26 protein-coding genes are annotated in these 20,413 nt (G+C 51.1%); 13 read left to right on the top strand and 13 right to left on the bottom strand.

Annotated features, from left to right (window positions below):
* Window positions 1-72 precede the first annotated feature (72 nt).
* From mlaD to IE054_RS06365, 3 genes are read right to left on the bottom strand one after another with little or no spacing between them, the layout of a single operon-like run.
* Window positions 73-546: an outer membrane lipid asymmetry maintenance protein MlaD gene (mlaD, locus tag IE054_RS06375; protein ID WP_189404476.1), complete on the bottom strand. Its 474-nt coding sequence runs from the start codon at window positions 544-546 to the stop codon at window positions 73-75.
* 9 nt (window positions 547-555) lie between these two features.
* On the bottom strand, window positions 556-1,332 hold the full coding sequence (gene mlaE / locus IE054_RS06370) for a lipid asymmetry maintenance ABC transporter permease subunit MlaE (protein WP_189404474.1): 777 nt from the start codon (window positions 1,330-1,332) through the stop codon (window positions 556-558).
* Window positions 1,329-2,129, bottom strand: coding sequence for an ATP-binding cassette domain-containing protein (locus IE054_RS06365; RefSeq protein ID WP_189404472.1), 801 nt, complete (start codon window positions 2,127-2,129; stop codon window positions 1,329-1,331). Before IE054_RS06365 ends, mlaE begins: the two co-directional genes overlap by 4 nt.
* A gap of 353 nt (window positions 2,130-2,482) precedes the next feature.
* On the opposite strand from IE054_RS06365, the gene IE054_RS06360 reads away from it, so the two are divergent.
* From IE054_RS06360 to mgtE, 12 genes are all read left to right on the top strand, one after another.
* Window positions 2,483-3,439, top strand: coding sequence for a calcium/sodium antiporter (locus tag IE054_RS06360; protein WP_189404470.1), 957 nt, complete (start codon window positions 2,483-2,485; stop codon window positions 3,437-3,439).
* Window positions 3,439-4,416, top strand: coding sequence for a KpsF/GutQ family sugar-phosphate isomerase (locus tag IE054_RS06355; RefSeq protein ID WP_189404468.1), 978 nt, complete (start codon window positions 3,439-3,441; stop codon window positions 4,414-4,416). Before IE054_RS06360 ends, IE054_RS06355 begins: the two co-directional genes overlap by 1 nt.
* Window positions 4,416-4,970, top strand: a complete 555-nt coding sequence (kdsC, locus tag IE054_RS06350) for a 3-deoxy-manno-octulosonate-8-phosphatase KdsC (protein ID WP_189404466.1) — start codon at window positions 4,416-4,418, stop codon at window positions 4,968-4,970. Before IE054_RS06355 ends, kdsC begins: the two co-directional genes overlap by 1 nt.
* Window positions 4,967-5,557 (top strand): LPS export ABC transporter periplasmic protein LptC, encoded by a 591-nt coding sequence (lptC, locus tag IE054_RS06345; RefSeq protein ID WP_189404464.1) that lies wholly within the window; start codon window positions 4,967-4,969, stop codon window positions 5,555-5,557. The genes kdsC and lptC overlap by 4 nt, the downstream gene beginning before the upstream one ends.
* Window positions 5,514-6,077 carry a lipopolysaccharide transport periplasmic protein LptA gene (gene lptA, locus IE054_RS06340; RefSeq protein WP_189404462.1) on the top strand — a complete coding sequence of 188 codons (564 nt, stop codon included), beginning with the start codon at window positions 5,514-5,516 and terminating at the stop codon, window positions 6,075-6,077. Before lptC ends, lptA begins: the two co-directional genes overlap by 44 nt.
* 2 nt (window positions 6,078-6,079) lie before the next feature.
* Window positions 6,080-6,805 carry an LPS export ABC transporter ATP-binding protein gene (gene lptB, locus IE054_RS06335; RefSeq protein WP_189404460.1) on the top strand — a complete coding sequence of 242 codons (726 nt, stop codon included), beginning with the start codon at window positions 6,080-6,082 and terminating at the stop codon, window positions 6,803-6,805.
* Between the two features lie 71 nt (window positions 6,806-6,876).
* Window positions 6,877-8,355, top strand: a complete 1,479-nt coding sequence (locus tag IE054_RS06330) for an RNA polymerase factor sigma-54 (RefSeq protein ID WP_189404458.1) — start codon at window positions 6,877-6,879, stop codon at window positions 8,353-8,355.
* A 29-nt stretch (window positions 8,356-8,384) separates the two neighbouring features.
* Entirely contained in the window at window positions 8,385-8,672 is a 288-nt protein-coding gene (hpf, locus tag IE054_RS06325; RefSeq protein ID WP_189404456.1) for a ribosome hibernation promoting factor, read from the top strand.
* 13 nt (window positions 8,673-8,685) lie between these two features.
* Window positions 8,686-9,129: a PTS IIA-like nitrogen regulatory protein PtsN gene (ptsN, locus tag IE054_RS06320; protein WP_189404454.1), complete on the top strand. Its 444-nt coding sequence runs from the start codon at window positions 8,686-8,688 to the stop codon at window positions 9,127-9,129.
* Window positions 9,130-9,156: 27 nt separating this feature from the next.
* Window positions 9,157-10,002, top strand: coding sequence for an RNase adapter RapZ (gene rapZ / locus IE054_RS06315; RefSeq protein ID WP_189404452.1), 846 nt, complete (start codon window positions 9,157-9,159; stop codon window positions 10,000-10,002).
* Window positions 10,002-10,274 carry an HPr family phosphocarrier protein gene (locus tag IE054_RS06310; protein WP_189404450.1) on the top strand — a complete coding sequence of 91 codons (273 nt, stop codon included), beginning with the start codon at window positions 10,002-10,004 and terminating at the stop codon, window positions 10,272-10,274. Before rapZ ends, IE054_RS06310 begins: the two co-directional genes overlap by 1 nt.
* 180 nt (window positions 10,275-10,454) lie before the next feature.
* Window positions 10,455-11,813, top strand: coding sequence for a magnesium transporter (gene mgtE, locus IE054_RS06305; RefSeq protein ID WP_189404448.1), 1,359 nt, complete (start codon window positions 10,455-10,457; stop codon window positions 11,811-11,813).
* On the opposite strand, the gene IE054_RS06300 is transcribed toward mgtE, so the two are convergent.
* From IE054_RS06300 to rplM, 10 genes are all read right to left on the bottom strand, one after another.
* Window positions 11,806-12,552: a response regulator transcription factor gene (locus tag IE054_RS06300; RefSeq protein ID WP_189404446.1), complete on the bottom strand. Its 747-nt coding sequence runs from the start codon at window positions 12,550-12,552 to the stop codon at window positions 11,806-11,808. The genes mgtE and IE054_RS06300 overlap by 8 nt on opposite strands.
* A gap of 58 nt (window positions 12,553-12,610) precedes the next feature.
* Window positions 12,611-13,324 carry a spondin domain-containing protein gene (locus IE054_RS06295; RefSeq protein ID WP_189404444.1) on the bottom strand — a complete coding sequence of 238 codons (714 nt, stop codon included), beginning with the start codon at window positions 13,322-13,324 and terminating at the stop codon, window positions 12,611-12,613.
* Between the two features lie 9 nt (window positions 13,325-13,333).
* Window positions 13,334-14,035, bottom strand: a complete 702-nt coding sequence (locus tag IE054_RS06290; RefSeq protein ID WP_189404442.1) for a spondin domain-containing protein — start codon at window positions 14,033-14,035, stop codon at window positions 13,334-13,336.
* Window positions 14,036-14,198: 163 nt separating this feature from the next.
* Entirely contained in the window at window positions 14,199-14,660 is a 462-nt protein-coding gene (locus tag IE054_RS06285; protein WP_189404440.1) for a ClpXP protease specificity-enhancing factor, read from the bottom strand.
* Window positions 14,657-15,289: a stringent starvation protein SspA gene (sspA, locus tag IE054_RS06280; RefSeq protein WP_189404438.1), complete on the bottom strand. Its 633-nt coding sequence runs from the start codon at window positions 15,287-15,289 to the stop codon at window positions 14,657-14,659. The genes IE054_RS06285 and sspA overlap by 4 nt, the downstream gene beginning before the upstream one ends.
* A 108-nt stretch (window positions 15,290-15,397) precedes the next feature.
* Window positions 15,398-16,132 carry a cytochrome c1 gene (locus IE054_RS06275; protein ID WP_189404436.1) on the bottom strand — a complete coding sequence of 245 codons (735 nt, stop codon included), beginning with the start codon at window positions 16,130-16,132 and terminating at the stop codon, window positions 15,398-15,400.
* Complete coding sequence (locus IE054_RS06270) at window positions 16,129-17,394, bottom strand: cytochrome b (RefSeq protein ID WP_189404434.1); 1,266 nt, start codon at window positions 17,392-17,394, stop codon at window positions 16,129-16,131. The genes IE054_RS06275 and IE054_RS06270 overlap by 4 nt, the downstream gene beginning before the upstream one ends.
* Window position 17,395: 1 nt before the next feature.
* Entirely contained in the window at window positions 17,396-18,028 is a 633-nt protein-coding gene (gene petA / locus IE054_RS06265) for a ubiquinol-cytochrome c reductase iron-sulfur subunit (RefSeq protein ID WP_189404432.1), read from the bottom strand.
* Window positions 18,029-18,402: 374 nt separating this feature from the next.
* Window positions 18,403-18,795 carry a 30S ribosomal protein S9 gene (gene rpsI / locus IE054_RS06260; protein ID WP_189404430.1) on the bottom strand — a complete coding sequence of 131 codons (393 nt, stop codon included), beginning with the start codon at window positions 18,793-18,795 and terminating at the stop codon, window positions 18,403-18,405.
* A gap of 12 nt (window positions 18,796-18,807) precedes the next feature.
* The gene (gene rplM, locus IE054_RS06255; protein WP_189404428.1) at window positions 18,808-19,236 is read right to left on the bottom strand and encodes a 50S ribosomal protein L13; all 429 of its coding nucleotides are present in this window, start codon (window positions 19,234-19,236) and stop codon (window positions 18,808-18,810) included.
* Between the two features lie 273 nt (window positions 19,237-19,509).
* Between rplM and IE054_RS06250 the strand changes: the two genes are divergently transcribed.
* The gene (locus IE054_RS06250; RefSeq protein ID WP_189404426.1) at window positions 19,510-20,406 is read left to right on the top strand and encodes a transporter substrate-binding domain-containing protein; all 897 of its coding nucleotides are present in this window, start codon (window positions 19,510-19,512) and stop codon (window positions 20,404-20,406) included.
* The last annotated feature ends 7 nt before the right edge of the window (window positions 20,407-20,413 follow it).

Raw genomic sequence — 20,413 nt, 5'->3', positions numbered from 1 at the left:
TCAATCTCCTATAAATAATCATTAGTAACGAAGTCGTTACGTCTCTCATGGATCAGACCGTACTCATTACAATTAGTTTTCGTCACCGCCACGATTAAACAAAAATTGTCCGATCAGGTCCTCAAGGACCAGCGCTGATTTGGTATCCTGCAGATAGTCACCGTCTTTCAGCTCTGCCACACCATCGAAGCTAAAGCCAGGCTGAAACCCGACATATTGCTCGCCTAACAGCCCGGAGGTAAGAATCGACACCGAGCTGGTTTCAGGGAAACCGGTGTACTTTTCCAAAATGCTCAGCTCGACAACAGGCGTAAAATCGTCTTTATCGAGATTGATGGACTCCACACGGCCTATTGTCACGCCGCCCAGCTTGACAGCGGAGCGGGTTTTCAGGCTCCCGATATTGTCGAATTTGGCATATAACGTATAGCTTTCACCTTCATTCGACATAGTCTGGTTTGCCACTTTCAGCGCCAGTAATAACAGCGCCGCCACAGTGAGCACAACAAATATACCCACCATCAATTCCGTTTTATATTTATTCATCCAATCCCCCTACTCGATCCCAAACATCAGCGCCGTTAAAACAAAGTCCAGCCCCAGTACCGCCAGCGATGAAAAAACAACGGTTTGCGTGGTTGCTTTGCTGATCCCTTCCGAAGTGGGCACTGAATCGTACCCCTTAAATATGGCAATCCAGGTCACAACCAGGGCAAAAACAAGGCTTTTTATGATGCCGTTGACCACATCTTTGTCCCATTCTACGGTCGACTGCATAACTGACCAGTAACTGCCCGCATCAACGCCGAGCCAGTCGACGCCGACCATATGACCACCAAGAATGCCAATGGCACTGAAAATAAGTGCCAGCATAGGCATCGCAATCATGCCGGCCCAAAAACGTGGCGCGACGATACGGCGAAGCGGATCGACGGCCATCATTTCAAGGCTGCTTAATTGTTCGGTCGCTTTCATCAGCCCGATTTCAGCGGTCAGTGCCGACCCTGCTCTGCCGGCGAACAACAAGGCCGTAACGACAGGTCCCAGTTCACGTAGCAGCGACAATGCCACCATTGGTCCCAGACTGGCCTCTGCGCCGTAATCGATCAAAATTGTATAGCCCTGCAGGGCCATCACCATGCCGATAAATAATCCGGAGACCATAATAATCAGCAGCGACTGCACACCTACCACGTACAACTGTTTAACGGTCAGTGGAACATTCTTGAGTCGTGGCACCGCCAGCAACGCACCAAAAAGCATCAGGCCGGCGCGACCTACAGCCGCCAGTCGGGATAAGGTACTCGCTCCTATTGCTGCAATACTGTTCATGACTGACCTCCAAACAGACTCTCTTCCAGAGGCGGGGCAGTATAGTGAAACGGAACCGGGCCATCAGCCTGGCCTTTGAGAAATTGCTGTACCAGCTCAGAATCACTGTTGCGGATTTGCTCACTGGTGCCCTCGCCGATGACCCGCTTGTCAGCCAGAATGTAGATATAGTCGGCAATGGTCAGTACTTCTGAGACGTCGTGGGTAACAACAATGCTGGTTAAGTTAAGGGCATCATTTAAAGCCCGGATCAATTTAACCAGCACGCCCATAGAGATGGGATCCTGTCCGGCGAAGGGTTCATCATACATAATAAGATCAGGGTCTAAGGCAATAGACCGGGCCAGCGCCGCGCGCCGGGCCATACCTCCAGACAGTTCACTGGGCGTCATTTTTGCCGCGCCACGCAGACCTACTGCCTGTAATTTTAGCGCCACAATGGTGGCAATAATATCTTCGCTCAGGCGGGTATGCTCCCGCAGAGGGAAGGCCACATTGTCAAACACGGTCATATCCGTAAACAGCGCCCCGCTTTGAAACAGCATACTCATGCGCCGCCTAATCGCATAAAGTCGCCGCCGGCTCATATTGACCAGAGATTCACCGTCAAAGCGAATATCTCCTTGCTGAGGAGTTAGCTGGCCTCCGATCAGTTTCAACAGAGTTGTTTTGCCAATACCACTTGGGCCCATGACCGCCGTAATTTTTCCCTTTGGCACCTTCAGCGACACATTCTCATAGATGAGCCGGTCGCCACGGCTGAACGTCATATTGTCTACTTCGACTAAATTATCCATAGTGTTGATACTGGGTCCGGCAAAGTGGTGAGTCGTGCTGCTGGTTCGCTGACCAGCACTTGGTTCCTGTCGGCAGCTGGTGCAACGTTAACAGGCAGGTAATCTAAGCGCATTTTACGCAAATTCAAGGGCTGGGCCAAAATCAAATCGTTACAAGTTATGTTCGATAAAAACGAATTGATCGCATTTCTTTCCCGCTGGCTTCACCACACCTTACCAAGTTGATGCCCCGTTTTCGTGACTGAATGCTTACGCGCAAAATAGCATAAACACTAAGTTTAACGCGGATAAACGTAGGCAAACGGTGCGCTTTTTGCGACAATCCTCTGAAATTCATTATTTTAATTGACGCAGTGCTAATACAGATAGCAATTTTCCTCATCGGCCTGATGGTGTTGAGCTGGAGTGCAGACCGGTTTGTCTATGGCGCCTCTGCCCTCGCAAAAAACATCGGCGTCTCTCCCATGATGATAGGCCTGACCATTGTTGCGATGGGATCTTCCGCCCCTGAAATTGTGGTCTCTGCGATGGCCTCTCTGAATGGCAATATGAACACGGCGGTCGGCAACGCGCTGGGCTCAAATATTACCAATATCGCGCTGGTGTTAGGTATCACCGCGCTGTTCAAACCGCTGTGGGTATCCTCAACCACACTGAAACGCGAATTGCCGGCGCTGATGGTAATAAGCCTAATCGCGGTCGCCTTTATGTGGGATGGCACGCTGGCAAACTATGAAGGGATGATCCTGTTTGCGCTGTTCATCTTCGTGCTGGCAATGATGGCGTGGCTGTCCCTGCAGGTTGAAAAAGGCGACCCGCTGGTCAGGGAAACGTCAGATGAAATTCCCAAAGATGTGTCAAACAGCGCGGCCGTTATGTGGGTTGCCGTCGGGCTGGTGCTGTTACCGTTGAGTGCCCACTACATGGTTGACTCTGCTGTTTATATTGCCCGCTATTTTGGTGTATCCGACCTGGTCATCGGACTGACTATCATTGCGCTGGGCACCAGTCTGCCTGAACTTGCAGCCAGTATTGCCGGCGTCAGAAAAGGCGAAGATGACCTGGTACTGGGCAATATTATTGGCTCGAACATTTTCAACCTGCTCGCCGTACTGGGCATGCCTGGCTTGCTGGCACCGGGCGAGCTTGATCCCGATGCCTACGGCCGGGATATGTATGTCATGCTGGGACTGACCGCCCTGCTGTTTATCTTCAGCTTCAACCTTACCGGTAAACGCCAGATCTCGCGCTTCGAAGGCGCGCTTCTGTTTATTGCGTTTATTGGTTATCAATATTGGTTATTCGGATAATGACAGAACACGCTTCACCTTTTATCACGTCCGCCAGACGCGTTATTGATATTGAGTCCCGCGCGGTCAGCGATTTGGCCGCCAGGCTGGACAAGGGCTTTGTTAATGCCTGCGAACTGCTGTTTCAGTGTCAGGGCAAGGTGGTGGTCTGCGGCATGGGCAAGTCCGGTCATGTCGGCAATAAAATTGCGGCAACCCTGGCCAGCACCGGCACTCCGGCCTTTTTTATGCATCCAGGCGAGGCCAATCACGGCGATTTGGGCATGCTGGCAAGAAATGACGTTCTGCTGGCCATTTCCAACTCTGGGGAAACGGCTGAATTACTGAACCTGATGCCGGTCGTAAAACGACTCGGTGTCCCTGTTATCGCAATGACCAACAGCCGCGACAGTACGCTCGGGCGTCATGCCGACGTGGTGATTGACATCAGCGTTGAACAGGAGGCCTGTTCGCTGGGCTTAGCTCCCACATCCAGCACAACCGCAACCCTGGTCATGGGCGATGCGCTTGCCGTTGCGCTGCTTGATCATAAAGGGTTTACTTCGGATGACTTTGCGTTGTCTCACCCTGGCGGTAGTCTTGGCCGTAAGTTATTACTTACTGTCAGTGATATTATGCTGACCGGCAATGCTGTGCCTGTGACGGCGCACGACGCCCTGATTGCAGACGCGTTGCTTGAAATCAGCCGAAAGGGATTGGGCATGACGGCAATTGTTGATGCCGACACCCAACTGATGGGTGTATTTACCGACGGTGATTTACGCCGCATACTGGATGCGAAAGTGGATATTCATACCACACCGGTTGTCGACGTGATGACCCGTGGCGGTAAAACCATCCGCGCCGGTGAACTGGCCGTTGAAGCCCTGAATATAATGGAAACCTTCAAAATCAGTGCACTGATGGTGACCGATGATGCAGGTCGCCCGGTTGGCGCCTTCAATATGCATATGCTGTTAAAAGCAGGAGTGTTGTAATGCTGACTGTGTCGACCCTGTATACGCAAATGGACGAAACACTGTTTAAGAAACTGGCCGATGTCAGACTGCTGGTGTGCGACGTTGATGGTGTATTTTCTGACGGGCGCATTTATCTTGGCAATGACGGGGAGGAACTGAAAGCATTTCATACCCGCGATGGCTACGGTGTAAAAGCGCTGGCAAAGCAGGGTATTTCGGTGGCGGTGATCACAGGCCGGCGGTCACATATTGTACACGACCGCATGCAGGCACTGAACGTGGCACACATTATTCAGGGTGAAGAAAACAAATCACAGGCACTCGCCGCTTTGTGCAATACGTTCTCACTTTCACCAGAGCAGATAGCGGCCATGGGCGATGATATGCCCGATACCGGTATGTTTCAGCACGCCGGAGTAAAAATTGCCGTCAGAGATGCGCACCCACAGGTTCGTCAGCAGGCAAACTGGATCACTTCATTAGCCGGTGGTATGGGTGCGGTCCGTGAGGTCTGCGATACATTACTGCAAGCGCAGGGTAAACTGGATGGCATTTTAGGGGCCAGTGTATGAGCCTGTTAGGTACCAGTCGTCTGCAGATCAGTATTCTGATCCTGTTCATTCTGGCGTTGCTGCTCTATATCCCAACCTGGATGAGTGAAGCGCCAGTGGAGCGCCAGGCAGACCAGATTGATGCATTGCGTCCTGCGTACCGGGCAAAGAACCTGACCACCACGCTGTATAATCAGGAAGGACAACTTAATCATCGAGTGTTTGCACGAAATATGGAACACTATGATCAGCTCGGTTTTGTGTTGTTTACTCAGCCGGAGTACACACTTTACACCGACGATGCCAGCGCTCCCTGGCTGGTTACAGCACAGGAAGGCACATTGTATAACAATGACACCATCCAGCTGGATTCGGACGTTGAAATTGTGAATCAGACACAGAATGACTTTGTCGAGACCATAGAGACCGAGTTTATCGAAATAAATCTCGATACCAAAACCATGGTCTCCGACCAGCCGGTGACAATTCGGGGCGTGCAGTATGTTATATCAAGCAACGGCTTTAATGCCGATCTCCAAACCCAACAGTATGAGCTTATTGACCATGTACAAACGGTTTACTCTCCTGGCAATCAGCCTTTGGATTAGTACGGTACCACTCGCCGTTGCGACAGACAGTGACTTTTCGAAGCCGATTAAAGTAGATTCCAAGTCACAATTCGTAGACGGCAAAAACAAGACGTCACTGTTTAAAGAGGATGTGCGCATTACACAGGGCACACTGGTGATTGATGCTGAGGAAGTTGAAGTTATTGCCTCTCAGGGTGAAGGACGCGAAATCTTTGTAGCGCGCGGTAACCCGGCCAGCTATTCTCAGAAAATGGAGGACGGCGCTACGGTGAATGCCCGTGCCAATGAGATCCGCTATGAAGTCGACAAGCGCACTATTTCCCTAAATGGCAGTGCTGAACTCAGGCAAAATACCAGCATGGTGCGTGGCGATAAAATTACCTACGACATGGCTACCGAACAACTACTGGCTACCGGTGAAGATGGTGAGGGACGCGTGACGACGGTATTTCAGCCCGAGGCAGTCAAGAAGCTCACTCAGGATAGCGAGAAAGACAGTGACGACAACAATGTCGATAAAGGGGAGGACAAGCAGTAGTTATGGCCACGCTGAGCGCTCTGAACCTTGCTAAATCCTATAAAACACGTCAGGTAGTTAAAGATGTCAGCCTGGAAGTGTCGACCGGTCAGATTGTGGGTTTGCTGGGCCCGAACGGTGCAGGTAAGACCACCACGTTTTACATGATTGTCGGTCTGGTGTCGCTGGACAAAGGAAAAATCCATATCGACAGTGACGAGCTGACCCACATGCCTATGCATGAACGGGCACGCCGGGGTATTGGTTATCTGCCGCAGGAAGCCTCTATTTTTCGTAAGCTGACTGTGTATGACAACCTGATGGCGATTTTGCAGACCCGCAAAGATCTTGATACAGCGAGCCAGGAAACAGAAGCCGATGCGCTACTTGATGAATTTAATATCAACCATATACGTAATAGTACGGGGATGAGTCTTTCAGGCGGTGAACGCCGGCGTGTGGAAATTGCCCGCGCACTGGCAGCGAACCCCCAGTTTATATTATTGGATGAACCCTTTGCCGGCGTTGATCCTATTTCGGTAAATGATATAAAGAAAATAATTCAGCATCTTTGTGACCGCGGGATCGGTATATTAATAACAGACCACAATGTACGTGAAACGCTGGATGTCTGTGAAAAAGCGTACATTGTCAGTCATGGGGAATTGATTGCTCAGGGAACATCTGAGCAAGTACTAAGCAATCAACAGGTAAGGGATGTATACCTGGGTGAACAATTCAGGCTATAGTTAGGGTATTGAATTGTCACGCTTCTCCTCTTTTCAGGACGCTATCAACAGCATTAACTTTTAAGACGTAGATGAAACCATCGTTACAGCTAAAATTTAGTCAACAGCTCACTATGACGCCTCAACTGCAACAGGCCATTCGCCTATTGCAGCTGTCGACGCTTGACTTACAACAAGAAATTCAGGAAGCGCTGGACGCCAATCCGTTGCTGGAGGTGGATGAAGGGCAGGACAATGAGCCGCCGGAGAAAAGTAACCTCGACAACGATGACGGCGCCACCGAAACCGCCTCTGCCAGCAGCGACAGCCTGGAGAGCGGTGATGCGCTGGAAAAAAATGACCTCCCGGATGAGTTACCGATAGACAGTACCTGGGACGAGTATTACTCAGCCTCTTCGGCCCCTGCTCCCGCCTCGTCAGGCGATGATGATCAGGTGTTTCAGGGCGAGACCACCGAAAATATTCAGGACCATCTGCTCTGGCAAATGCGTCTTACGCATTTTTCAGATACTGACAGGGCGATTGCCACGGCCATTATCGACTCCATTGACGAATCAGGTTACCTGACGGTGACACTTGACGATATTCTCGTCAGTGTCAATTCAGAGGACATGGAAGAGCCTGTTGAAATGGACGAAGTAGAGTGCGTATTGAAGCGCATCCAGTTTTTCGATCCGATTGGTTCCGGTTCCCGCACTCCTCAGGAATGTCTGTTGGTGCAATTGCGCCAGTTTTCAGATGATACGCCCTGGCTTGCAGAAGCGCGCATGCTGATTGAAGAATACAGCGATCTGCTAAGCTCAAAAGACTACCGTACCCTGATGCGTAAATCGCGCCTCAAGGAAGATCAGTTGCGCGAAGCGATGCGTCTGTTGCAAACACTCAACCCGCGGCCTGGCAGTGCACTGATTGCTAACGACTCTGAGTATGTGATTCCCGACGTTTCTGTGGCCAAGAAAAATGGTCGCTGGACAGTCGAACTGAATCCCGACAGCCTGCCAAAACTGAGTGTCAATCAGCAGTACGCTGCCATGAGTCGTAAGGCCAGAAACAGCAGCGATTCACAGTTTATTCGTTCACACATGCAGGAAGCCAAATGGTTTATTAAAAGCCTGGAATCCCGTAACGAAACACTGCTGAAAGTGGCTAACTGCATCGTGCAGCAACAGATGGGCTTTTTCGAGCATGGCCCGGAAATGATGAAACCAATGGTGCTTAACGATGTCGCAGAAATGGTGGATATGCATGAGTCGACCATTTCGCGGGTAACGACGCAGAAGTACATGCATACCCCCCGTGGCATCTACGAACTGAAGTACTTTTTCTCCAGCCACGTTGCAACCGAATCAGGCGGAGAATGTTCCTCCACGGCGATACGTGCACTGATTAAAAAGCTGGTGGCAGCGGAAACGCCAAGCAAGCCACTCAGTGATAGTAAGATTGCTCAATTGTTGGCCGAACAAGGCATTAAGGTGGCCCGGCGAACAATAGCAAAATACCGGGAATCGCTTGCGATCCCGCCGTCTAACCAACGTAAGAGCCTTATCTGACTGGCTCATCAAAATAAGGAAGACGAAATATGCAAATCAACCTTACTGGTCATCATGTCGAAATCACCGACTCTTTGCGTAATTATGTCGATACCAAGTTCAGCAAATTAGAGCGTCACTTTGACCACATTTCTAATGTGCATGTGATCCTCAATGTTGAAAAGCTTAATCAGAAAGCAGAAGCGACGGTACATCTTAGCGGGGCAGAAGTCTTTGCGTCTTCCGAAAATACGGACATGTACGCAGCTATCGACAGCATGGTTGATAAACTTGACAGGCAGGTCATTAAGCACAAGGAAAAAATGAAAAAACATTAATCCTATCAGCATTATGGATATACAAGCCTTAGTCAGCCTGGACCGCACCGAGTGTGCGGTTCAGTGCGCCAGTAAAAAGCGCATTCTCGAAATTATTGCCGGCATCGCTGCGAAAAATAACCCGACTATTGATCAGACTACAGTCCTCAATAGCCTGGTCGCGCGGGAGCGCATGGGCAGTACAGGTATAGGCAATGGTATTGCTCTGCCGCATGGCAGACTAGCGGGTCTGGAAAATGTCATCGCTATTGTAGTGACCAGTACGCCTGCCATCGATTTTGATGCCATTGATAACCAGCCGGTCGACATTTTTTTTACCCTGCTGGTGCCAGAGGAACAAACCGAAGGCCACCTGCAGACACTGGCTACCGTCGCCAGTAAGTTAAGTGATAAAGACACCGTCAAAGCTATTCGTCGCGCGCATGACAGCGATGAGATCATTACCGCGCTGCAGTGACAGCGCCAGTTATCAGGGAGAGGATCCGTGAAGCTCATTATAATCAGTGGACGTTCGGGTTCTGGTAAATCGGTGGCGCTGCGTGCGCTGGAAGACCTGGGCTATTATTGCGTCGACAATATTCCTGTTAACCTGTTGCCCACCCTGACCCACACGGTTGCCGATGACTATGATCAGGTTGCTATCAGCATTGATGTGCGCAACCTGCCAAAAGATCCCAGTGAGCTGGTCGAAATTCTCGATTACCTGCCCTCGTCCTGGTCGATGACCATTGTTTATATTGACGCGAGTGACGATGTGCTGGTGAAGCGGTTCAGCGAAACCCGGCGATTGCACCCTCTGGCCAAAAAGAATCGATCGCTGTCCGAGGCCATACGCGCAGAGTCGACCTTGCTGGCACCGATTACAGAGCGGGCCGATTTATACATTGATACCGATAAACTTTCAGTACATCAGCTAGCAGAGCTCATTCGGGAACGCATACTTGGCAAAAAAAGTTCACGGCTGGTGCTGGTGTTTGAGTCATTCGGGTTTAAATATGGCATTCCCAAAGATGCCGATTATGTTTTTGATGCCCGTTTCTTACCAAACCCACACTGGGAGCCCGACTTAAAGCATCTGACCGGACTGGATGCGGCAGTAGAAAACTTTCTGGGCTCGCAGCCTATCGTGACCAAGTTTATCTGGCAGATTCAAAATCTCATCAGCACCTGGCTGCCACACCTTGAACGTAATAACCGCAGTTATGTGACGGTGGCGATCGGCTGTACCGGTGGCCAGCACCGCTCGGTATATATTGCCGAGTCACTGGCGAAAAGCTTTCGCAACACCCACCCGGATGTGCAGATCCGACATCGGGAGCAGGACAAATAATGCGGTGTGAGAAAACCCTGACTATTGTTAACAAGCTTGGTCTGCATGCACGCGCAGCCACACAGCTTGTACAACTGGCCAATCAGTTTGATGCCCAGGTAACGCTTATCAAAGGTGACAAAGAGGCTGATGCCAGCAGTGTTCTTGGTCTGATGATGATGGAAAGCCACCAGGGCGAACAGGTCACAGTAATTTCTGAAGGCGAGGACGCTGAACAGGCGATGGACGCCATTGAGTCGTTGTTCGTCGGTAAGTTTAACGAAGAAGAGTAATCTGCAACGACGTGCTTCGCGTGTAGCAGACCAGCCGGGATATATACCGGCTTGAGCGATCACAGGCATTACGCCTTCTTTCCAAAGATTGCCGCCTTCTGGCCCGGATTTGTCATGACACAGTCACTGCATTTGCGCTATCCTAACGAGTATTAAATTCAACAAGTTAGGGACACGCCCGTGGCCGAAGCCATTGCTTCCAAACAAGCTCAGGGTCAGTTAAAGCAGCTTAATGCCGCATTATCTGGTGGCCAGTTTGTGTCCGTTCGAAAGCTGCTGCTTGAACTTCCCCCGTCCGATGTCGCGCTGATCCTCGAATCCAGCCCCTCACGTACCCGTGAGGAGCTGTGGAACCTGATCGACGGGGATTTCCACGGCGATATCCTCGAAGAACTCTCAGAAGACGTAAGAAACGGCATTATCAGCCGCATGATGCCTGCCAATGTGGTCGACGCACTGGAGGAAATGGATACCGACGACCTGGCAGAAACACTCAGCAGCCTGCCGGACGAAGTACTTCAGGATATTCTCGCCTCCATGGACGCGCAGGACCGACTGCGCGCCGAGCAGGCGCTGTCGTACGGTGAGGAAACCGCCGGCTTTATCATGAACACCGACACCATCACGCTGCGTCCGGATGTGTCGATTGATGTGGTGCTTCGCTATATCCGCTTAAAAGGTGACTTGCCGGAAAATACGGACACCCTGTATGTAGTAAACCGCAACGATATTCTGATCGGCATTGTCCCGGTTACCCGGCTGCTGACCGCTGATACACAGTCCAAAGTCAGTGAAGTAATGGATGAAGAGCCTGAAGCGATCCCGGACAACATGGCTGACGATGAAGTGGCCGGGATGTTCGAACGCTATAACTGGTTGTCCGCGCCGGTCGTAGATGCCAAACACCACCTTGTGGGCCGCATTACCATTGATGACGTGGTCGATATTATCCGCGAGGATGCGGAGCACTCAATGATGAGTATGGCCGGTCTCGACGATGAAGAAGATACCTTCGCACCGATCCTGCAAAGTACCCGGCGACGCTCGGTGTGGCTGGCCTTAAACCTGGTCACCGCCTTGCTGGCAGCCATGGTCAGCGACTTATTTGAGGCGGCGTTAAGCCAGTTAGCCGTGCTGGCAATATTGAATACAATTGTGCCAAGTATGGGCGGTGTCGCCGGCAATCAGACTCTCACCCTGGTTATCAGGGGCATGGCGCTGGGTCATGTGAATACCGGCAACTCGCGCTGGATTATTGGAAAAGAGCTGGCCATTGGCTTTTTAAATGGCGTTATCTGGGCGGTGCTGATCGCCAGTGTGATTGCGCTATGGAAACAGGACTATGTACTGGGCATGATCATCGCGTTCGCGATGATGGTTAATATGATTGCCGCTGCATTTTCCGGTGCATTTTTGCCCATCATTATGAAAAAGCTGAAGATTGATCCGGCGCTTGCCGGCAGCGTTATCCTTACTACCATTACCGATGTTGTGGGTATTTTTGCCTTTCTGGGCACTGCAACTCTGTTTCTTATATAGACTGACGCAGCGGCACGACCGCGGCCGGTTTATGCCGCTGTCTGTCCAGGGTGTTGCCATCACAACATTTGTAGCCTACGCCCCATACTGTCTCTATCATCGCGGCGGCGCCCGGCCCCAGTTTGCTGCGCAGGCGATTAATGTGTGAATTTACCGTATGCTCATAACCACTATGGTGATAGTCCCACACTGCCGCCAGTAATTGTGCGCGCGAAAATACCTGATTGGCATGCGAGGCCAGATACTGCAATAAGGTAAACTCGGTTGCCGTCAAATTCACAGGCTGTTCGTTGACCCATACCTGGTGCCGCTTTTCATCAATAGTAATACAGCCGCAGCGCAGACTGTCCGGCTGCATGCCTGATTGCGTTGTGCAACGGGGATGCTGGCGTCTTAGCGCAGCGTGGACTCTGGCCTGCAGCTCCCTCGCCTGACACGGGTAACGGATAAAGTCATCTGCACCTAATTCCAGTGCCAGTACGCGATCAGACGTGGTGCTTGTTGCGCCGACGAAAACGATAACTGACGCCAGATCCTCATGTCGAATAATCTGGCAAAGTGTAAAACCACTGTCGCTTCCAATATCACAGTCCAGTATGACCATCGTATACCGGGTTTGTCGCAGCATGCCTAGTGCGTCGTCAAAGCAACTGACGCACTCAACAGCGAGGCCGGTTTCTTTCAGACTTTCACTGATATGCTGCTGGTACATCGCAACGGATTGTACGACGAGGATCATGAGGGCCTCCGGCCTGCTTCATCTAACGCTTTTGAAACAGACCGGGGAGCGGGTCTTTTTATTCCACGCGGGTAACAGAAAGTTTAACGGCCGGGTTATCGAACCGATGAGACTGATCCAGCACTGAGCTGGCAAGGCCGTCTTCCTGACTCACCACACCGCCGTGCACGAATACGCTATCAGCTTCCTCACGTCCGGCGCTGACACCTTCACCGCCATCTGCCGGTCCGGGTATGGTGCCTGCTGCCTCAGTGTTCGCTTCAGTACCAGCGTCATACACCATAACCGACATCGACACACTGTCACCAATGGTAAGGGTATTTAAGTCGTAGCCGGTAATACCAGTAAACCCGTCGTTGGTATTCACCAGCATGGTGGCAACCGTCAGCCACACACCCTCAGCATCGTCCACCGAAACGGTCACTGACGCACTGTCTCCCGGTCCCACTGGCATCCCGGAGTCTGACGCTGCTAATACGCCACCGGCATTCACCAGTTCACTGTTATCGCCACCTTCTGCCAGCAGTGCCAACGCATCGCTGGCTGGCATCCCCACCTGCCAGTACTGCTGTTCGGCCGTCAGCATCACAGCAACTGGCGACAGCGGCTGCGCTGCTGTCAGGTTAGTGATGGTAACCTCATACGTCATGACAACCGGCTCCGGAACTGGGGGATCTGGCATCATTACCTCATCATCGTCATCACTGCCACAACCTGCCAGTATTAGCACTGATGTCACGCTAAGCAGCGTAAATCGAAGAGTCGTTTTCATAAGTGCCCCCTACTCTGCCACTGTCACAGTGACTTTTGCCACCGGATTAAGCCAGCGCTGTACGGTATTACTGATATCACTGTTACCGCCATCTGGCATAGCATCACCCAGATTACCGGGATGGATATGAATCATTGCGTTGGTGGTCGTTGCGGTTACACCGCTCCCGCCGGTCCCCACCAGGTCTTCTAATGGCGGCGGAACGGGCATACCTGCCTGCCCCGGCATACCGCTGCCACGAATTTCATCATTCGCTTCTGTTCCGGCATCATAGGCGTTGAGGTACGCAGTATAGATACCGGGCTCTGACGGGATCTTCCAGCCGTTAAGCGCCACAAAGCCATCGTTGGTTGGCAGTAGCATAGCAACCAGGCTGAGGCGAACGTTGTCATCGGCAGTAGACAGCATCGCACTGGTCGTCGCGGTGGGCCCGAGCAAGCCGCCAGCGGGGTTCGTTACTGAGTCTGCATTGAGACTGTCAGCCAAAGCTGCCAGCGGGGCGATATCGCCGCCTTCTGCCATACTCTGCAGCTCCGCCGACGCCATTTCACCCACTTCAAATAGCTGGGAGCCGTCAGGGTGAGCAGTAATCAACAGCGGCGTAAAGTGAATGCCGCCCGTCAGGTTCTGCACCTCAACGGTAAGTTCCGCTGCGTGCAGGTGAGATGCAGCAAGCGTGGCTGCGCCTAATAGGTATGCGTAGTGTTTCATAACAATCCTCTGTGTTTGTGTTGTCAGCACAGAAGAGTGTGGCTGTGAGTTATCCTGAAATGGTCACGAAAAGGTCACAGTTTTATCACAATTTTTATCGCTTACTGCACACAAAAAAGCCGCGCTCACAGAGCACGGCTTTTCTCATTCATCACTGATATTGCTATTTGATGACTTTCAGATTCGGCTTGCCTTTTTTCGGCGGCACCGGTGCATCGCCATCATCTGAGGTATGCTCGTCTACCGCTGAAGGCGCGCTGCCAGCGCCTGTATCGTCATCCGAAGTCTGTGGGTCGGCCTGCATGTCTTCTTCTGTGGCAAACACGGTTCCCGCGCCATTTTCACGGGCGTAGACCGCCATCACAGCATGACAGGGCATGCTAATGCGCCGAGGCTGGCCACCAAAGCGAGCCTGAAACGACAGACCATCGACATCCAGCATGAAGTTAACACAGGCTGATGGCGAGATATTCAGTACAATCTGTCCGTCTTTGACAAATTCCTGAGGCACCTCAACCATAGGTTTGGTTGCATCAACCACAATGTAAGGCGTAAGTTCATTGTCTACAATCCACTCAAAAAACGCTCTGAGCAGATAAGGCTGATTCGACGTCATAGATGTCATAACGGTGTGTGGATCTCTCGTTCCTGATCAGTCAGTGACGCTTTAAACGCGCTACGCGAGAAAATACGCTTCATATACGCATTGACCTCTTTACTGCCTGCACCGGTCAGTTCGATGCCTAGCGCAGGCAAACGCCATAACAGCGGTGCCAGATAGCAATCAACCAGGCTGAACTCCTCGTTCATAAAATACGGCTCTTCCGCGAATACCGGTGCCAGAGACAATAACGACTCACGCAGTTCATTACGTGCTGCGTCAACATTACCTTCGCCACGGAAGATTTGTGCAGCCAGTGCATACCAGTCTTTTTCAATCCGGTGCATCATCAGGCGGCTCTGGCCACGCGAAACCGGATATACAGGCATCAGCGGAGGATGAGGGAAACGCTCGTCCAGGTACTCCATAATGATGTGCGAGTGATACAGCACAAGCTCACGATCAACCAGTGTGGGGACCGTGCCATACGGATTCAGATCGATAAGATCTTCCGGCAGATTAGACGGGTCTGTGTAGCTAATTTCCACGCCTACGCCTTTTTCTGCCAGTACGATGCGTACCTGATGGCTGTAGATGTCGATGGTGTCTGAGAACAACGTCATGATAGAACGTTTATTCGCGGCAACGGCCATTCAATTTCCTCCGTTGAGAAACTTAATTTAGGGCATAGGGGCCGCTTGAGCCCATATGCGAAAAAAGGGGCATACGCCCCTTCGCATAGTATACCTTAACTCGGGGGGCTAATGCACTTCCCGCCAGTATTCTTTCTTCAGCAAGAACACAAAGACAAACAACACGGCGATAAATACCAGCACCCATTTACCTATCTGCTCAGACTCAAGACGCGATGGCTCACCGGAATACTCCAGAAAGTTAACCAGATCGCCTACGGCCTGATCGTACTCGCCTGGCGACAATGCACCGTCACCATCGCTCTTAATACCAACGTAACGCTCGACCATTTCACCGTCGACCAGCATTTCTTCGTTAGTTTCGCGTGGCGTACCCTGCAACGGCTGCAGTACGTGCGGCATACCTACATCAGGGAAGACTTTGTTATTCACGCCAAAGGGACGGCTTTCGTCCACATAGAAGGTGCGAAGATAGGTGTAAATCCAGTCCGGACCGCGCACCCGGGCAACCAGTGTCAGGTCAGGTGGCGGGTTACCGAACCAGTTCGCCGCGCCTGTCTCCGGCATGGTGTTGGTAATGTAGTCCGTCACCTTTTCGCCGGTAAACTGCAGATACTTTTCACCCAAATCTTCCGGGATCCCAAGATCCTCGAACGTACGGCTGTAGCGCTGGTACTTTTGTGAGTGACAGCCCAGACAATAGTTCATGAACAGTTTCGCACCGCGTTGCAGTGACGCCTTGTCCGTCAAATCTATAGGGGCCTTATCCAAAGGCACATTACCGCCCGCAGCCATCGCGACCCCAGGAAGGAAAAATACAAGAAAATACATCAGTTTTTTCATTTAGGGATCCTCTCTGGTACAGGTTTGGTTTTCTCGTTTTTGCTGTACAGGAACAGTGCAATGAAGAACCCGAAGTACATGATTGTCGCGATTTGCGACGCAATCAGTTTCCACGCTTCCTGCGGCGTTCCACCTAAGTAACCCAGGAAAATAAATACGATTGCGAATACGATCAGGTTAACTTTATGCAGACCACTGCGATAGCGCCATGAACGTACATTGCTGCGGTCCCACCACGGCAGGGCAAACAAAAAGCCTATCGCGGCAAACATAGCCAGTACACCGAACAGTTTGTCAGGTACGGCTTTGAGGATTGCGTAAAACGGCGTGAAGTACCAAACCGGGAAGATGTGCTCCGGCGTCTTCAGCGGGTCCGCAATTTCAAAGTTCGGATGTTCAAGGAATTTACCGCCCATTTCCGGCGCGAAGAACATGACGTACGTAAACGCAGCCAGGAACACACAGAAGGCCACCAGGTCTTTGAGCACGATGTGCGGAAAGAACGGCACCACGTCATCAGCAATGTCGTACTTATCGGTGTAGTACTCGTGGATCTTGTACGGCGTTTTTTCTGACTCTGGCAATGAGCCTTTTTTATGCTTAATGGCCACACCATCCGGGTTATTTGAGCCCACTTCATGCAGCGCAATGATATGCAGGAATACCAGAATCACAATGACCAGCGGTAAGGCAATAACATGCAGCGCAAAGAAGCGGTTCAGTGTCGCGCCACTGATAACATAGTCACCCTGGATCCAAATGACCAGGTCCGGACCAATCACCGGAATGGCACCGAACAATGACACAATTACCTGCGCGCCCCAGTAGGACATCTGACCCCATGGCAACACATAGCCCATAAAGGCTTCGGCCATCAGCGCCAGGTAGATAAACATACCGAATATCCACAGCAACTCGCGGGGCTTCTGGTAGGAACCATAGATCATACCGCGGAACATGTGCAGATAGACCACAATAAAGAACGCCGAGGCGCCGGTACTGTGCATGTAACGCAGAAGCCAGCCATAGTCGACTTCGCGCATGATAAATTCAACCGAGCGGAACGCGCCATCGGCTGACGGCTCGTAACTCATGGTGAGCCAGACACCAGTAATAATTTGGTTAACCAGTACGATGGTGGCCAGAAAGCCAAACACATACCAGAAGTTCATGTTGCGTGGCGCCGGATACTGAAGGGCGTGCATATTCGCCACACGCATCATAGGAATGCGCTGTTCTATCCAGTTCAAAAATCCGTTCATGTTACGCTTCCTCCGCTGTTGAACCAATAATCATGGTTGTATCATCAACGTATTGATAAGGCGGAACTACCAGGTTCAGCGGTGCAGGAACGTTTTGGAATACACGGCCGGCCATATCAAATTTTGACCCGTGACACGGACAGAAGAAGCCATCCGGTACGCCTTCAACGATTTCTTCAAATGCACCATTTTTGAGGTGTGTGGGCGAGCAACCCAGATGTGTACAGATGCCAACCAGCACCAGGTACTCTTCCTTTTCAGAGCGATAGTAGTTCTTGGCAAAGGCTGGCTGTTGCTCCGCTTCGGAATTCGGATCTTTGAGGTTATCTTCGTGCTGCTTAAGCTCTTCCAGAATTTCGGGTGTACGGCGTACAATCCATACCGGCTTACTCCGCCACATCACACGAATCAGTTGCCCGGGCTCAATGCCACTGATATCAACCTCAACGTCCGCACCGGCTGCTTTCGCCTTTGCGCTGGGATTCCAGGACGCAATAAACGGTACCGCTGCACCAACGACACCCACACCACCAACAACAGACGTTGCAACCGTTAAAAAGCGACGGCGATTATTGTTTTTAGGCTGGTTGTCATTATGTGCAGGCTCATTTGCATCTACGGATACATTGCTCATCCACATTTCTCCAGGTTCGGATAGTCACGGCGCCATTCTCAGGCAATGAGTCTGAGGCCATGTCAGCTAGTCGTGAAGCGTGTCAGGCGGTATTCACACACCAGTCTGAGGAATCACGAATCTTGTCATATTTTTCGACCTCGAATGATAAGGGAAAAGCCCTTATAAACACAAGGTTTTGCTGGAATTAAACCGATATTTTCTAACGCAAAAACGCACGCTTAGTACAACAGTCTGCCTGTCATCAGAGGGTTACACGGGGATTTGAGCGGGGTTAAATTACTGTCATTTTTTGCAGCGGCCCGGCAGGGCTGCCGGCTGACAATAAAAAACCCGGCAAAGGCCGGGTTTTTTCGTAAAACGTAAATGTAAAATTAACGTTTTGAGAACTGAGGACGCTTACGTGCTTTATGCAGACCCACTTTCTTACGTTCAACGCGACGGTCGTCACGTGTAACAAAGCCAGCCTTACGCAGATCGCCGCGTAGCGCTTCATCATAGTCCATCAGTGCACGGGTCAGACCGTGACGGATAGCACCTGCCTGACCGTTTGAACCACCGCCGGAAACGGTGACATAAACGTCAAACTTCTCAGTCATTTCTACAAGTTCCAGTGGTTGACGAACCACCATGCACTCGGTTTCACGACCAAAGTACTCGTTAAGAGCACGTTTGTTTACTGTGATGTTACCTGTACCTGGACGCAGGAACACACGAGCAGTAGAACTTTTGCGGCGGCCAGTGCCGTAGTATTGAGTATCTGCCATGTCAGTTGCTCCTTAAATGTCCAAAACTTGTGGTTGCTGTGCAGTATGCTTGTGCTCGCTACCTGCATAAACTTTCATTTTACGGAACATTGCGCGGCCCAGAGGACCTTTTGGCAGCATTCCTTTCACTGCTTTCTCAAGCACCATTTCTGGTTTTTCAGCAATCAGTTTTTCAAAGTTTGTCTCTTTCAGACCACCTGGGTAGCCCGTGTGCGCATAGTACATTTTGTCCTGCGCTTTACGGCCTGTTACCGCAACTTTCTCAGCATTGATTACGACAATGTAGTCGCCAGTGTCAACGTGAGGCGTATACTCTGGCTTGTGTTTGCCACGCAGACGCATCGCGATTTCAGAAGCCAGACGGCCAAGAGTTTTGTCTGTGGCATCTACCACATACCAGTCGCGTTTTACCGTTTCTGGTTTAGCAACAAAAGTTTTCATTTATCATTCACCCGAATAAAATCGTCGTTACTGATTTTCTACCTTAGAAAAATCACCTTAAAATCAATACCGAAGCCCCTTCGAGCCGATTGATTCTTCCGCCTTCCCAAAGGCGGGCGTAACTGGGCAGGGCGCGAATTATACAGCAATTGGATAAAAAGCGAACCCCTGTAAGGCAAAAAAATTACGCTCTTTGCAAAGGTGACAGGTACAGTGGTTTCGGCTAGGGTTAATTACATACTAATTTTAATAAAGATGCGTACTGACGTGTTTATGTCCCCCGCCCCAGGCTTAAACAGACTGCTCTTTTTTTTACTTGCTATCACGGGTTATGTGCAGGCAGACGAGATTGTCTATACCCGCGCCTTCGACGGCAGCGAATACGGGTATTATCACCGCGATCTACTACGTCACGCACTGGCCGTCACCCCGGAATTCGGTGACACCGACGTCGTCGCCCATTCGCATCCCATGCCGCAGGGCCGTCAGATTGTGACGCTGAAGCGCAATCAGGCCGATGTCATGTGGAGTATGACCAGTGATGAACGCGAAGCACAGTTGATCCCCGTGCGGCTCCCCTTGCTCAAAGGGTTAGCCGGTTACCGGCTATTGATTATAAGAAAAGACCGGCAAACTGATTTTCCTGCTTCTCTGGCACTACCCGGCTTAAAACAGAAAACCGCCATTCAGGGTAATGACTGGCCGGACTTAATAATCCTGAAACGTCAGGGGTTCAGTGTCGAGGGTATTGACTGGAGTGAGTGGTACGGCGCGATGTTTAACATGGTAGAGCGTGGTGTAGTGGACAGCTTTCCACGCAATATCATCGAAGTTAGCCGGGATTTAGCCCGCTATGAAAGTCAGGTGCTGACGCTTGAGCGTTACCACATTATTCGTTACCCGACTTACGAGTACCTGTTTGTACGCCCCAGCGCGCCGCAACTGGCCAGACGTATTGCGGTAGGCTTAAGCCGCATGATCAAATCTGGCGAAATGGAGGCGCTGTTTATGCGGCATGAAAATCATCGTCAGGCAATGACAATACTGAATGACGATGCGCGCACCATTCACGATATTGCCAATCCCACTCTGTCTTACTCGCTGGACTACGCGCGCTGGGATTTACAACCTCATAAGGCGGCTACGGCATTACTTACTAAAAGTAAGTAGGTGTTCA

Source organism: Alteromonas halophila (genome assembly GCF_014651815.1).
GTDB classification, from domain to species: domain Bacteria; phylum Pseudomonadota; class Gammaproteobacteria; order Enterobacterales; family Alteromonadaceae; genus Alteromonas; species Alteromonas halophila.
Note: the sequence above shows the minus strand (reverse complement) of the source record. Positions and strands in the feature narration are given on the sequence as shown.

What these genes read in the sequence shown, in the direction of transcription:
- IE054_RS06250 (WP_189404426.1), top strand. Translation starts at nt 19,510, where the DNA reads ATGTCCCCCGCCCCAGGCTTAAACAGACTGCTCTTTTTTTTACTTGCT.
- lptC (WP_189404464.1), top strand. Translation starts at nt 4,967, where the DNA reads ATGAGCCTGTTAGGTACCAGTCGTCTGCAGATCAGTATTCTGATCCTG.
- IE054_RS06365 (WP_189404472.1), bottom strand. Translation starts at nt 2,129, where the DNA reads ATGGATAATTTAGTCGAAGTAGACAATATGACGTTCAGCCGTGGCGAC.
- IE054_RS06330 (WP_189404458.1), top strand. Translation starts at nt 6,877, where the DNA reads ATGAAACCATCGTTACAGCTAAAATTTAGTCAACAGCTCACTATGACG.
- IE054_RS06295 (WP_189404444.1), bottom strand. Translation starts at nt 13,324, where the DNA reads ATGAAAACGACTCTTCGATTTACGCTGCTTAGCGTGACATCAGTGCTA.
- lptA (WP_189404462.1), top strand. Translation starts at nt 5,514, where the DNA reads ATGTACAAACGGTTTACTCTCCTGGCAATCAGCCTTTGGATTAGTACG.
- mlaD (WP_189404476.1), bottom strand. Translation starts at nt 546, where the DNA reads ATGAATAAATATAAAACGGAATTGATGGTGGGTATATTTGTTGTGCTC.
- hpf (WP_189404456.1), top strand. Translation starts at nt 8,385, where the DNA reads ATGCAAATCAACCTTACTGGTCATCATGTCGAAATCACCGACTCTTTG.
- lptB (WP_189404460.1), top strand. Translation starts at nt 6,080, where the DNA reads ATGGCCACGCTGAGCGCTCTGAACCTTGCTAAATCCTATAAAACACGT.
- IE054_RS06275 (WP_189404436.1), bottom strand. Translation starts at nt 16,132, where the DNA reads ATGAAAAAACTGATGTATTTTCTTGTATTTTTCCTTCCTGGGGTCGCG.
- rplM (WP_189404428.1), bottom strand. Translation starts at nt 19,236, where the DNA reads ATGAAAACTTTTGTTGCTAAACCAGAAACGGTAAAACGCGACTGGTAT.
- IE054_RS06270 (WP_189404434.1), bottom strand. Translation starts at nt 17,394, where the DNA reads ATGAACGGATTTTTGAACTGGATAGAACAGCGCATTCCTATGATGCGT.
- mlaE (WP_189404474.1), bottom strand. Translation starts at nt 1,332, where the DNA reads ATGAACAGTATTGCAGCAATAGGAGCGAGTACCTTATCCCGACTGGCG.
- IE054_RS06290 (WP_189404442.1), bottom strand. Translation starts at nt 14,035, where the DNA reads ATGAAACACTACGCATACCTATTAGGCGCAGCCACGCTTGCTGCATCT.
- petA (WP_189404432.1), bottom strand. Translation starts at nt 18,028, where the DNA reads ATGAGCAATGTATCCGTAGATGCAAATGAGCCTGCACATAATGACAAC.
- IE054_RS06310 (WP_189404450.1), top strand. Translation starts at nt 10,002, where the DNA reads ATGCGGTGTGAGAAAACCCTGACTATTGTTAACAAGCTTGGTCTGCAT.
- kdsC (WP_189404466.1), top strand. Translation starts at nt 4,416, where the DNA reads ATGCTGACTGTGTCGACCCTGTATACGCAAATGGACGAAACACTGTTT.
- rpsI (WP_189404430.1), bottom strand. Translation starts at nt 18,795, where the DNA reads ATGGCAGATACTCAATACTACGGCACTGGCCGCCGCAAAAGTTCTACT.
- IE054_RS06355 (WP_189404468.1), top strand. Translation starts at nt 3,439, where the DNA reads ATGACAGAACACGCTTCACCTTTTATCACGTCCGCCAGACGCGTTATT.
- sspA (WP_189404438.1), bottom strand. Translation starts at nt 15,289, where the DNA reads ATGGCCGTTGCCGCGAATAAACGTTCTATCATGACGTTGTTCTCAGAC.
- ptsN (WP_189404454.1), top strand. Translation starts at nt 8,686, where the DNA reads ATGGATATACAAGCCTTAGTCAGCCTGGACCGCACCGAGTGTGCGGTT.
- IE054_RS06300 (WP_189404446.1), bottom strand. Translation starts at nt 12,552, where the DNA reads ATGATCCTCGTCGTACAATCCGTTGCGATGTACCAGCAGCATATCAGT.
- IE054_RS06285 (WP_189404440.1), bottom strand. Translation starts at nt 14,660, where the DNA reads ATGACATCTATGACGTCGAATCAGCCTTATCTGCTCAGAGCGTTTTTT.